This is a genomic window from Polaromonas sp. (assembly GCF_016185115.1).
Lineage (GTDB): Bacteria > Pseudomonadota > Gammaproteobacteria > Burkholderiales > Burkholderiaceae_C > Polaromonas.
On sequence record NZ_JACPOF010000013.1, the window covers coordinates 1 to 11831 of the forward strand.

The window sequence follows — 11831 nt, forward strand, 5'->3', positions numbered from 1 at the left end:
CGCCGGCTGCAATATGTCACCGGCCACGCCAAGGACGGCAAGCTCCCGAACGACCTCGATTGGCAGAGCCTCGCCGATCCGACAACCACCACCGCGATCTATATGCCGACCAAGACGCTCGAGGCTTTGGTCGCCCGCGCCGTCGCCGAAGGGCTCGATCCGCAAACGCCGGCCATCGCCATCGCGCGCGCCACGCGCCCCGATCAGGCGGTGGTGGCGGCGCCGATTTCCGGGCTCGCCATGCAAATCGAGCGGGCATCTCTGCAAGGCCCGGTTTTGGTTTTGATCGGGCTCTTATGTTCTGAACCGCATTCAATTTCTCAACGTAATGTTGCGTAAGAGGCCGCGTTGCATTTGATCAAGTATTTTGCCGACTTTGTCTGCTTTTGATGCTGTGGACGGCGCCCTTCGCGGCAGTCGACGTGCCTTAGGCCCGTCGCAGCCGGTCAACGAAGGGAGCGGATCATGTCGAGATTACGACGATCGGGTTGGATATCGCGAAGTCTCGCAACGTCTCACCAAAGACCCTCGAACAGCAAAGCGTGCTGATGCTGCACCGTATCCGGCCGATGCAGGGGACCGTCAGCACTGCGTCGCCAGCCAATAAGTCCAGTCTCTCCAGATATTTAAACGATGTTGGCGCACAAGCGCCAATGACTCGTCAGCACGCTCCGGCTGGGACGCCGTCGCCGATTTCTAAACAGCGGCTCATCCCAAAAGGTTTGGCAACCAGGTCGCAATCGCCGGAAATGCAATGATGATCAACAGCAGCACAAGGCTCATTGCGATATAGGGGACAACCGCCTGAAAGATGTGTGCCATCGTTACCTCCGGCGGAGCGACCCCCTTCATCGTCATCAAGAGAAGCCCGTGCGGCGGCAGCAGCAGCCCGAGTTGCATGCAGATCAAGTAGAGCACGCCGAACCAGATCAGATCGATATCAAGCCGCTGCACGATTGGCATGAAGACCGGCAAAGTGATGAGCATCATGCTGACCTGATCCACAAAAATTCCAAGAAAAATTAACAGCAGCATCATGCCGGCCAGAATGGCGAAGGTTGTAAGGCCTTGGCCAAGAATGGCGGAGACGAGGCCTTGCGTCGCGCCGGAAAAACTCAGGATCTGCGAGAATGTCGTCGCGCCGAGAATGATGAACATGATCATCCCGGAGATCGCGACCGTGCCGCGCAACGCTCGCAGTAGGTTTTCAAAACGGAGCGCGCGATAACCGGCCGCCAGCGCCATGGTCGCAAGAGCACCCAATGCCGCCGATTCGGTCGGCGTCGCGATTCCCGCCGACATCGCGCCGATTACGACGACAAAAATCGAAGCGAGCGGCAGGACGTAGAGAAACAGCAACTCGTAACGTGCCCAGCCCGTCTTGTTTTCGATCGGCAAAGCAGGAGCGAGATCCGGCCGCGTCAGCACCCGAACGACGATGTAGCCGACAAAAGCCACGCTGAGCATCAAGCCCGGCACGACGCCGCCAATCAGGAGCTTGGAAATCGAAATACCCGACAGGCTGCCGAGCAAGACGGTGAGCGCGGACGGCGGGATCAGCATGTCGACGGCGCCGATCGCCATGATCGGGCCGGTCGCCAGTACCGGATGGTAGCCGCGCGACAGCATCACCGGCAGCATCAGCGAACCGAGCATAGCGGTGGTGGCGATCGTCGAGCCCGATATCGCGGAGAAAATCGTTCCGGCGACGACCGCGACGACGGCGAGCCGGCCCGGCACCTGGCGGATCAATCGTTCCACGCCGTCGATGACCTTCAGCGCAAGGCCGGTATGGAAAAGCACCTCGCCCATCAATATGAAAAGCGGGATCGGCGTAAGCGAGAAATTGATCGCCGCGGCGACGCTGTTGCGCGCGACCTGGTGCAACCCGGCGTCACCGCCGAGAAACAAGGTCGCGCCGATCACATTGATCGCGATGAACGAGATCGCAACTGGCATTCCCACGAACAATAAGACGGTCGAGCCTCCGAGCAGCAGCAGCGAGGCCATTTGCCAGGACATGCTCACGATCCTCTCCCGTCATGCCTGGCTTTAAGCCGCCGAAACGGCATCGTCTCGCAAACCGATCTCGTCCGTGGACAGGCGATGCATACGGAAAATGAATTCGATACCGAGCAGAGCAAAGCCGATCGGAAGCGGCGCCAGCGTCCACCATTCGGGTGTGATCAACGTCTTGATGTTGATCGAGCCGGCGGTGTAGCTCGCTATCGTGATGAGGGACCCATACCAAATAAAATAAAGGCAGCAGAGAAGACCGACAATGTCGCCGAGCCATTCCAGCAACCAGGCCACGCGAATGGGCAGCACGCGCAGGATGATGTCGACGCGAATATGCTGGCCCTGACGGAGCAGCCAGGGCGCCGCCAGCAACGTCATCAAATAAAGGATGTCCTCGGAGAATTCATTGCTCACCGCCACGCCGCCGGCGCCGACGTTGCGAGACACAACATCGGCGCCGATCATGACGGTCATGACCAAGAGCAGCAGGCACGCCACAAGCATCAGCGTATCGAGCAGGCGCTCATACCAGCTGGACAGTCGCGTCATGACGGGGCTCACCTGGACGAAGCGATTGCCCGCTATTTCGTCTTCGAGAAAAAGTCCTTGATCTTCGGACCGTGTTCGGGGCTTTGCTTGATGATCCCATCCCAGCCGGCTTGATAGGCTTTCGCCCGGTAGGCCGCGGCTGCCGCGCCATCGAACTTGATGGTTTGAATGCCGGCGTCGGCCTGCCGCTTGGTGTCTTTCGCGTTCTCGGCGCTGAACTCCGCCGCAGCTTCCGCCTCGCCGCGTTCCGCCGCCTTGCGCAGAACGGCCTTCTGGGCGTCGGACAACTTGTCCCAGGTGGTCTTGTTGACCAGGACCGAGACCTCGGCGGTATAGAATCCGGGATCAACGCGATACTTCGTCTTCTCATGCCAGCCGAGATCGAAGATGCCGGTGATCGGCCAGCCATAGCCATCGACCACGCCGCGCTCGAGCGAGGTATAGACTTCGCCCGGCGGAGTCTGCACGACCGTGGCGCCGAGCGCCTGGAAGAAATCGCGGTAGACCGGCGTGATGCGAATCTTCAATCCGGTCAGATCGGGAGTCGATATCGACTTGTTCAAATAAAGATGAAACGGATTATCGTCGACCAGCCGCGCGAGAAAGATGGCATTCATCTTCTGGGCATAGAGCGTGGCCATGTAATCATAGCCGCCGTTCTTGCGAAGCTCCGACATGGGACGTTCGGTGAGCTTCCAGGCATCGGATTCCGGCATCACGTTGGTGGTAAAAGCTCCGGTCGTGTTGGCGATATCGACCACGCCGGTCTTGAGTGCGTTGCCGACTTCGAATGGCGGCATCGCCTTTGGTCCGCCGATATAATTGATCTGAACGAGGCCTTTGCCTTCCGCGTTCACCCGCTCGATGAATTTTTCAAAGCCGCGCGAGTAGGTGGTCTTTTCCGCAAACGCCGTGACGGCGCGCAGGGTGACTTCCTGGGCCAAGCTTGATGAGCTAAAGAGTGTTGCCGCGACCAGACCGATCGCAAATCTCTTGTCCATGATGACGATCCTCCCCCTGCCGAGCTCGAACACTCGGTCGTTTGTCATGAGTTATATTTTCTATATTGTTATGAGAAGGATAGAGAGTCAAACGAGGGCGATGAGTGAACTTGGGCAATAACTCCACAGTAGCGGCAGTTCTGGCAAAGGATCTCGTGGCGCTCGGTGCGCGCACCTGCTTTGGGTTGCTTGGCACGGCCAACTTCAAGATTTCGCACGCGCTGGTGCAAGCCGGCGTCAAACTCATTTCCGCCCGTCACGAAGGCAATGCGGCCAGCATGGCCGACGCTTATGCCAAGGCGACCGGAGAACTGACCCTCGTGAGCGTGCATTCCGGACCCGGCCTCACCAATGCCATCACCGGGATCGGCGAGGCCGCGAAAAGCCGGACGCCGCTTCTGGTCTTGGCGGGTGACGTGCCGACCGGCAGCGTCAAATCGAATTTTTATATCGAGCAGGCCGACCTTGTGCGCTCGGTTGGCGCCGTTTCCGAGCGCATTCATACGCCACAATCCGCCCGGGGCGATCTGTTGCGGGCGGTGACGCGCGCTCTGCATGACCGGCAGACCGTTGTGTTGAGTCTGCCGCTCGATGTGCAGGACGCAAAACTCAACGGCAGCAACCCACCGCTCGAATTGACGCCTGTGCCGGGCCGCTTGCACCCGGATCCCGAAGATGTGCGCCGGCTCGCGGAGGCAATCGCGCGCGCGCAGCGTCCGCTCATTCTGGCCGGGCGCGGCGCCGTGCTGTCGGCTGCGGAACAGTCTTTGATCGAGCTTGCCGATCGCATCGGCGCGCTGCTCGCAACATCGGTTTGCGGCCACGGCTTGTTCGCGGAAAACCCCTGGTCGCTTGGCATCAGTGGCGGCTTCTCCTCGCCGGTTGCAGACGAGTTGATCTCCGAAAGCGATCTCATCCTTGGATTTGGCGTGAGCTTTACGCAATGGACGACCAAAAAGGGCAAGCTGATCGCGCCCGACGCCAGTGTCGCGCAAATCGACATCGAGGCGCCGAAGCTGGGCTATCAGATGCCGGTGCAGCATGCCCTGCTGGGTGACGCGAAAGCGACCGCCGAGGCCCTGCTGGCTGAGCTGGGCCGGCGCGGCGTGTCGAACCCAACACCAGGCCGCCGCAATGACCGCACGCGCGAGCGCATCCGTTCGGGCGATAACCATCATAGCCTATACCTGGATCAATCGAATGCGCAGGTCATCGATCCTCGCACGCTGAGCAAAGCGGTGGACGAAATTCTGCCGAAGGATCGCGTCGTCGCTTCCGACTCCGGTCATTTCTGCGGCTGGGTTCCGCGCTATCTCCGCGTCCCCAATCCGAAGGCATCATGTCTCAGTCATTCATTTCAGTCGGTCGGTCTTGGTCTGCCGTCCGCGATCGGTCTTGCCATCGCAAATCCCGGCAAGCTGGCCGTGCTCGGTGCCGGCGATGGCGGCTTCATGATGTCCATCGCCGATCTTGAAACCGCAATTCGGCTCGGACTTCGAATGTGCATCCTGATCTACAATGACAGCTCGTATGCTGCGGAAGTGCACTATTTCCGACGTCAGGGCTATTCGGTCGATATCGTGCAATTTCCCGACACGGATTTTGCCGCCATTGCACGCGGCTATGGGGCACGGGCGGCGACAGTACGCACGATTGCCGATCTGGCGGCGGTGCGAACCTGGGTGGGAGAGGGAGCGCCCGGTGTTTTCCTGATCGACGGCAAGATCAACCCGGATATCGAAGCGGATTGGCACGCCGAGCATTTTCCATCGTAGCGGACAGGCCTCGACGGCCCATGTACGTCGGCAGCTAAATTGCTGCAATGAAAGATTTAATATGCGCTCTTGTGCGCCCTAAGGAGGGACGCCAAGATGACTCGCTACAAACGCGAGAGGTTGGCCATGGCCGTCGAATGCACCGTCATCGAGCACTATCGTCACGGCGCATTGGAAGACGCTTTGTTGAAAGGACTGGCCGCCGCCGGTAAGGATGTCAACAACCTCACACCCGACGATCTTGCGCCAGCCGACGAATTCCATATCGGCGGTCGACAGGCGACCATCGATTTTGCCGCTGAATTCAAGCCGTCCGCCGATACGCATTGGCTCGACATTGGCAGCGGCCTCGGCGGCCCGTCGCGCTATGTCGCGCATACCTATCATTGTCGTATTATCGGAGTTGACCTGAGCGAGGAATATGTCGGAGTGGCCGGCTCACTGTCGCGGCGTGTCGGCCTCGGCGGCAAGGTCAGCTACCGGCAGGCCAGCGCGCTCGCTTTGCCGTTTGAAAATAACACTTTCGACGGCGCCTATATGCAGCACGTCGGCATGAACATCGCGGACAAAGCCAAGCTGTTCGGTGAAGTTCATCGCGTGCTCAAGCCGGGCGGCATCTTTGCCATCTACGATGTCATGCGCGGCAACGATGGCATCTTCAGCTATCCGGTGCCGTGGGCCTCGGCAGCAGAAACAAATTTTGTTGAAGCGCCCGCTACCTACCGCGCGCAGCTCGCCGCGGAAGGCTTCGAGGTTGTCAAGGAACGCAACCGCCGCGATTTCGCGATGGATCTCTTCAGTGCTCTGCAGGCCAAGGTTATCCAGGCCGGCGGTTCCTCCAAGTTCGGATTGCAGATCGTGATGGGCGCAAACACCTCGCAGAAAGTCGGCAACATGATCAGCATGATTGAGCGCGGCACCGTCGGGCCCGTCGAGATGATCTGCCGCCGCATCGAGGTCAATCCGCACGCGGAAAATATGTAGCAACGTCAGCGATTGGCCCACGGCTGCCGATCCGACATGTCGGTTTTCACGAAGCCGCCGCCTTCTTCCCTCTCATGGCGCGTGATTTTGCAACACGGTCACATAAATGCCGGCGATAATGGCCGAGGTGATCACGCCCGACACGCAGGCTCCCATCGCCCAGGGCAGGATCATGGCGAACTTGTTGGCGTCGTGAGCCTCCTTCTGGGCCACCTTGGCGGTGGTCGGCACGCAAGACACTCCGGCGATGCCAATCACCGGGTTGAAGGTACGGCCGCTGGTCCAATAAACGATATAGCCCCCGATGATGCCGCCGATGCCGGAGAGCAGCAGCGCCGTCATCCCCAAGAACAGCAGCAGAATGACCTTGGGGTTGAGGATGGTGTTGGCTTCAAAAAGGACGCCAAGGAGGAGGCCGAGGAAAAAGGTGGAGCCGTAAAGGACCGGTCCGGTGAGAAACTCCACATATTGCTTGACGCCGGATTCGCGCACGATGACGCCCAGGAAGAACGACATGAATAAGGGCGCCGCCACCGGGAACAGCAGGCAAAGCACGGTCGCGGTGATGATGGAGAAGGTGATCTTTTCCGCCGCGGTGACGTTCGGGACCGATTTCTGGTCCATCTTGATCCCGCGCAAATGCTTGGGCACCAGCAGCCTGACCAGATAGGGATAGCCCGCATAGCACAGGCTCAGATAGAGATAGGCCACGATCGTGATCGGCACGAACAGGTCGCGGGACAGCATTAGCGACGTGTAGAGAACCATCGGCCCGTCGGCGCCGCCCACCATCGCGATCGCCGCGGCTTCCTTGTAGGTCAATCCCATGGCAACGGCGATCGGGAACGTCAGCAAGGTGCCGAGTTCCGCCATGACCGCGATGAACATGCAGCGCACCGGGGCGATCAGCATATATCCGACATCCGAAATCGCCCCGATCCCCATGAAGATCAGGCAGGCGATCAGACCGTTGCTGAAGGTAAACGTGTAAATCGGTTGCAGGAAATCGATCTGCAGGACATCCAGGAGTTTTGCCGGTTCGCTCGCGATCGGATCGATGAAGATCGTTCCCATGGTTTTCGCCGAGAGAAAGAGAACGCCGGCATTGACGCACGCCATCCCGATTCCCATGGGAATCATAATGAGCGGCTCAAGCGTTCCCTTGACCCCCCAATAGACGAAGGCGATTCCGAGCGCGATCAGCACGACGCGCGCGACGGCGATGTGCGGATCGGACGCCAACATGGTGGCGATGCCCTGAAAGATGTTGAGAAATTCGATCTCCGGCATGGTCAGGCCTTTCTGTGCGGCGTCGTGGCCGTTGGTATCGGAGAGGTTGCGGCCTTGGCTTTCTTGCGCCGCTCGGCGCGGTTGCTCTGCATCCGAATGACGACGAAGAGGTACTTGATCATCCAGGCAATGATGAGCGAGATCACGGCCGCCAGCGCATAGATGAAGAGCATCAATTTGACCGAGCCCCAGAAAGTTTCCATGTCCCACTCCGCGATAGACCGGTTTGTTGAATACCTTGATGGCGCCAAGCCGCCGCGGGCCGCACGGCACAAACGAACCGGGGCCGGGCGCGCAGTTACGCGATGACGATCAGCACCTGATTAGGCTCCACCTGATCGCCCTCGAAGACCTTGATCTCGGCGATTTTCCCGTCGACCGGGGCATAGATCGGATTTTCCATCTTCATGGCTTCGAGGATCATCAATTCATCCTCGACCTGCACCTGGTCACCAACCTTCACCAGGATTTTCCAGATCTTCCCCGCCAGGGGCGCGGTGACTTCCTCGCTCATCAAGAATTCTCCTTTTCGTGTGCCAAGCGCTTCAGCTCAGCTTTGAGTGCACCATCGACATTCCCTGCCCCACCGTTTTGCCGTCCCGGTGATCAAGGCGCGGACTTTTGGATTTTCTTGCCTGTTCACCCGCGGATGATCCGCGGCAGCAGCATGTGGTGACGCGGGCAGATCGACTGCGGGTTTTGGTAGACCGCGCCCGAAAACGCTTTCAGATAATTGCGCAGCGCCGTCAGGTCGACGATCTCGTCGACGAAACCGTGGCGCGCACAATAGTCCGGACGCGACGTATCGTGGTATTTCTTCGCCATCTCGTTCATCTTCTGGGCGAGCGGCTCCAGCGGGCGGCCGGAATCCTTTTCCTTCACCGCGCGACGGGCATAGGTCGCGACCGCCGCGGTTTCGCCGTGCATCACGTAAATCTCGGTCGCCGCGGTGCCAAGCGTGAAGGCGTTGTGGCGGTTGGCGGTGGGACCGCCCAAGATGTAGTGCGCCGCCGCGCTGCCCTTGCGCAACACCACCAGCATCATCGGCACATCGGTTTGCTGGATCGAATAGATCAGTGATTGGCCGAGGCCGAGCAATTCGGCCTTCTCGGCTTGATCGCCGACGTCGATGCCGGTCGTATCCTGGAACCAGACGATCGGCACACGGTCGCGCCCGCAAAGGGTGACGAACTCGTTGAGCTTGATCAGGCCCTGGCGATAAAGCTTGCCGCCGATGCCGGGATAGTCGGCGTATTCGGGATAGCCTTTGGGCAGCAATCCCTGGCGGTTGCCTATGGCGCCGATCAACATGCCGTCGATCTTGACGAGGCCGGTATACATCTCCGGACCGTAGTCCGGGCGGAACTCCATGTTCTCGCTGCCATCGACAAGGCGGGCGAGAATCTCGTCGAAAATGTATGCCTCTTTCTGATTGAAGGGCAGCAGATGATAAAGATCGCCCGCCGGCAGCCGCGGCTCGGCCGGCTCGGCCACGCGGAAGAACATCGGGTCGTAGGCCGGAATCGCTCGCATATATTGCTTGATGCCGTCGAGGACTTCTTTTTCCTCATTGTAGACATGCGTGAAGAATCCGGTCTCGCCGTAATGGGTCTCGACCCGGCCCGGCGGCCGTTCGCTGAAATCCCGGGTCTTGGCGATCAGTTCCTCCAGCCCTTCGGCATCGAAGCCGCCCTTGGGCGACATTCCCGACACGATGCCGACGCCGCCGACGGCGATGTTGGCATCCTTATGCGCAAGCAGAATGGTCGGGCTGATACCCTGATAGCCGCCGCCGGCCGGATTGGTGCCGTAGATGCCGGCAAGGACCGGGATGCCCGCCTGCTCCAACTCGGCATGCCGGTAGAAGCAGGCGCCGCTGCCGCGGCGGTCGGCGTAGAACTTCTCCTGCTCGGGCAACTGCACGCCGCTGCAATTGACCAGCCAGACCAGCGGGATGTGCAGCCGCTTGGCGAGATTGGTCACCCGCAGAATGTTGTCGGGCTGCCCGGCGACCCAGGCGCCGGCCAGCACCTTGTTGTCAAAGCCGATGATCACCGCCCAGCGCCCGGCGATCTTGCCGAGGCCGTCGACCACGTTAGTAGCGCCCTCGGGATTGTCTTCCGGATTGTAGAGACTGTGCAGCGGGCACCAACTGCCCTCATCGACAAGGTATTCGAGCCGCTGCCAGACCGTAAGCATGCCACGTTCGTTGATCTTCGCCGCCGGAATGCCGGCATCCTGGCGCGCCTTGCGAGCGGCGGAGATTTCGGCTTCCACGGCCTCGAGTTTGGCGCGGCTCTCCTTGGTGCGGATGATGCGGTTTTCCTTCAGCTCCTTGCCGAAGTCCACCATCTTTTCGAAATACGGTCTCATTCCCAACTCCCGACTAATGACGCGTCATTCGCGACCATGCGTTCCGCTACTCTCTATTGGGCGCATGTCCGCAGGCCATGCCCGAAATGATGATCTTCTGGATGTTGGACGTGCCTTCCACGACCTGCAGCGACTTGGCGTCGCGGTAGAAGCGCTCGGCAGGATACTCGGTCGAGAATCCGTACGAACCGAAGATTTTCATGCACTCGTTGGCCGCGTGCACGGCCGCTTCGGAAGCGGCGAGTTTGGCGACGGACGTCTCGAACTGGTTCGGCTTGCCCTGATCCTTCAGCCACGCGGCGCGATAAACGAGCATCTGGGCGGCATGATGCTCGACCACCATCTCGGCGATCTGCGCCTGGATCATCTGGTGCTGCGAGATCGCCTTGCCGAATTGAGTTCGCTCGTTGGCGTAATTGATGGCGAGATCGAGCGCGCCGCCCGCCACGCCGAGCGCGCCCGCCGCGCAGCCGAGCCGGGTCTGGTTGAGCTGCCACATGCAGATGCGGAAACCGTCGCCCGGCTTGCCCAAAACATTTTCCTTGGGCACCTGCATGCCCTCGAACACAAACTCGCCGGTGGGCGCACAGTGCAGGCCGAGCTTGGTCTCGATGGCGCGTGCGGTGACGCCCTTCATCTTCTTCGGCTCGATGATGAAGGCCGTCATTCCCTTGTTGCCGGCCGACTTGTCGGTATAGGCGTAGAGCAGCCCGGCGTCGCCGACCTGCGCCTGCGAGATCCACATCTTGTTGCCATGCACCTCCCAGTGGTCGCCCTTATCGACGGCGTGCGTCTTCATGCTGGAGACGTCCGAGCCGGTGTTGGGCTCGGTCATGGCGAAGAAACCGAGTTGCGTGCCGGCGACCCAGCCGGGGACGTATTTCTTTCGCTGTTCCGGCGTGCCGAATTTGGTGACGGTGAGAGACGGGCCAAGGTTCTGCATGTTGAATGGCAACCGCCAGGACGCCGAAACCTTGGCGATCTGCTCCGCCATCAAAACCGATTCCATGAAGCCCATGCCGCTGCCGCCGAGCTCCTCGGGCAACGCGCAGGAAAAGAAGCCGAGCTCGCCCATTTTGGCCACGCGATCGGAGCGGAACTCGTGTTTGCGCTCCTCTTGCGCAAGTGTCGGTGCGATCTCCTCGGCGGCGAACCTCTTGGCCGTGTCCTGGATCAGTCGCTGCTCTTCATTCAATTCGAAATTCATAGTTGCCCCGCTTCGCGCCATCGCCATTGGCGCATCCTGAATGATCGATTTGTCATAGGATCACATCGCTCTTTAATCCTATTCCGCCCGCCATCCGATGTTAATAGACTGGCCTCAATAATGATCTGCGCACCTTAACTAAACCCGCATTCGTCAGTTTGGCTTGACTTCGATCAACGCTTGGTGCTCGAATTTTGTGGCTCCATGATAGCGATTGTGATTGAGGAACGACCGATGTCTCTCGCGCAAGCGCTACCTTTCTCCACTACCGGCCTTAGCCAGCCCCGTCACGACTGGACGCGCAAGGAGGTGCGCGCGCTGTTCGCGTTGCCGTTTCCGGAGCTGATCCATCGCGCGGCCAGCGTGCACCGGCAGAATTTCGATCCGGCCGAGGTGCAGATCTCCACTTTGCTGTCGATCAAGACCGGCGGCTGTCCGGAAGACTGCGCCTATTGTCCGCAGAGCGCGCAATACGACACCGGCGTCAAGGCCGAGAAGCTGATGGAGGTCGAGAAGGTGCTGGCCGAGGCGGCTGCCGCCAAGGCCTCCGGCGCCTCGCGCTTCTGCATGGGCGCGGCCTGGCGTGCGCCTAAGGAGCGCGATCTCGACAGCGTCTGCGCCATGGTCGAGGGC

The 11831-nt window shown here is 60.1% G+C and carries 11 protein-coding genes and 1 pseudogene; 4 read left to right on the plus strand and 8 right to left on the minus strand.

Annotated features, from left to right (window positions below; translation table 11 throughout):
• The coding region (locus HYX42_RS06325) for an SAM-dependent methyltransferase (protein WP_366931138.1) at positions 1-339 on the plus strand (339 nt) is incomplete at its 5' end.
• 369 nt (positions 340-708) lie between these two features.
• On the opposite strand, the gene HYX42_RS06330 is transcribed toward HYX42_RS06325, so the two are convergent.
• Genes HYX42_RS06330 through dctP form a run of 3 tightly spaced genes read right to left on the minus strand, consistent with a single transcriptional unit; the run spans position 709 to position 3617 of the window.
• Positions 709-2022, minus strand: coding sequence for a TRAP transporter large permease subunit (locus HYX42_RS06330; protein ID WP_293401012.1), 1314 nt, complete (start codon positions 2020-2022; stop codon positions 709-711).
• 30 nt (positions 2023-2052) lie between these two features.
• Positions 2053-2568, minus strand: coding sequence for a TRAP transporter small permease (locus HYX42_RS06335; RefSeq protein WP_293401014.1), 516 nt, complete (start codon positions 2566-2568; stop codon positions 2053-2055).
• Between the two features lie 32 nt (positions 2569-2600).
• Positions 2601-3617 carry a TRAP transporter substrate-binding protein DctP gene (gene dctP / locus HYX42_RS06340; protein ID WP_293401016.1) on the minus strand — a complete coding sequence of 339 codons (1017 nt, stop codon included), beginning with the start codon at positions 3615-3617 and terminating at the stop codon, positions 2601-2603.
• 62 nt (positions 3618-3679) lie between these two features.
• Between dctP and HYX42_RS06345 the strand changes: the two genes are divergently transcribed.
• Together HYX42_RS06345 and HYX42_RS06350 are read left to right on the plus strand one after the other, a co-directional pair.
• Positions 3680-5344 (plus strand): thiamine pyrophosphate-binding protein, encoded by a 1665-nt coding sequence (locus HYX42_RS06345; protein ID WP_293401018.1) that lies wholly within the window; start codon positions 3680-3682, stop codon positions 5342-5344.
• A gap of 96 nt (positions 5345-5440) precedes the next feature.
• Entirely contained in the window at positions 5441-6328 is an 888-nt protein-coding gene (locus HYX42_RS06350; RefSeq protein ID WP_293401020.1) for a class I SAM-dependent methyltransferase, read from the plus strand.
• Positions 6329-6400: 72 nt separating this feature from the next.
• Here HYX42_RS06350 and HYX42_RS06355 read toward each other — a convergent pair whose 3' ends face one another.
• The 5 genes from HYX42_RS06355 to HYX42_RS06375 all read right to left on the minus strand — a co-directional run bounded on the left by HYX42_RS06355 (position 6401) and on the right by HYX42_RS06375 (position 11198).
• Positions 6401-7618 (minus strand): sodium ion-translocating decarboxylase subunit beta, encoded by a 1218-nt coding sequence (locus tag HYX42_RS06355; protein ID WP_293401022.1) that lies wholly within the window; start codon positions 7616-7618, stop codon positions 6401-6403.
• A 2-nt stretch (positions 7619-7620) separates the two neighbouring features.
• Complete coding sequence (locus tag HYX42_RS06360) at positions 7621-7821, minus strand: hypothetical protein (protein ID WP_293401024.1); 201 nt, start codon at positions 7819-7821, stop codon at positions 7621-7623.
• 95 nt (positions 7822-7916) lie between these two features.
• Positions 7917-8132 (minus strand): acetyl-CoA carboxylase biotin carboxyl carrier protein subunit, encoded by a 216-nt coding sequence (locus HYX42_RS06365; RefSeq protein ID WP_293401026.1) that lies wholly within the window; start codon positions 8130-8132, stop codon positions 7917-7919.
• Between the two features lie 125 nt (positions 8133-8257).
• Complete coding sequence (locus HYX42_RS06370; RefSeq protein ID WP_293401028.1) at positions 8258-9991, minus strand: carboxyl transferase domain-containing protein; 1734 nt, start codon at positions 9989-9991, stop codon at positions 8258-8260.
• Positions 9992-10037: 46 nt separating this feature from the next.
• Entirely contained in the window at positions 10038-11198 is a 1161-nt protein-coding gene (locus HYX42_RS06375; RefSeq protein WP_293401030.1) for an acyl-CoA dehydrogenase family protein, read from the minus strand.
• 234 nt (positions 11199-11432) lie between these two features.
• Here HYX42_RS06375 and HYX42_RS06380 point away from each other — a divergent pair.
• Positions 11433-11831 (plus strand): annotated as a pseudogene (locus HYX42_RS06380) (biotin synthase BioB); the annotation flags it as partial.

What these genes read in the sequence shown, in the direction of transcription:
- HYX42_RS06375 (WP_293401030.1), bottom strand. Translation starts at nt 11,198, where the DNA reads ATGAATTTCGAATTGAATGAAGAGCAGCGACTGATCCAGGACACGGCC.
- HYX42_RS06330 (WP_293401012.1), bottom strand. Translation starts at nt 2,022, where the DNA reads ATGTCCTGGCAAATGGCCTCGCTGCTGCTGCTCGGAGGCTCGACCGTC.
- HYX42_RS06335 (WP_293401014.1), bottom strand. Translation starts at nt 2,568, where the DNA reads ATGACGCGACTGTCCAGCTGGTATGAGCGCCTGCTCGATACGCTGATG.
- HYX42_RS06370 (WP_293401028.1), bottom strand. Translation starts at nt 9,991, where the DNA reads ATGAGACCGTATTTCGAAAAGATGGTGGACTTCGGCAAGGAGCTGAAG.
- HYX42_RS06365 (WP_293401026.1), bottom strand. Translation starts at nt 8,132, where the DNA reads ATGAGCGAGGAAGTCACCGCGCCCCTGGCGGGGAAGATCTGGAAAATC.
- HYX42_RS06350 (WP_293401020.1), top strand. Translation starts at nt 5,441, where the DNA reads ATGACTCGCTACAAACGCGAGAGGTTGGCCATGGCCGTCGAATGCACC.
- dctP (WP_293401016.1), bottom strand. Translation starts at nt 3,617, where the DNA reads ATGACAAACGACCGAGTGTTCGAGCTCGGCAGGGGGAGGATCGTCATC.
- HYX42_RS06355 (WP_293401022.1), bottom strand. Translation starts at nt 7,618, where the DNA reads ATGCCGGAGATCGAATTTCTCAACATCTTTCAGGGCATCGCCACCATG.
- HYX42_RS06360 (WP_293401024.1), bottom strand. Translation starts at nt 7,821, where the DNA reads ATGGAAACTTTCTGGGGCTCGGTCAAATTGATGCTCTTCATCTATGCG.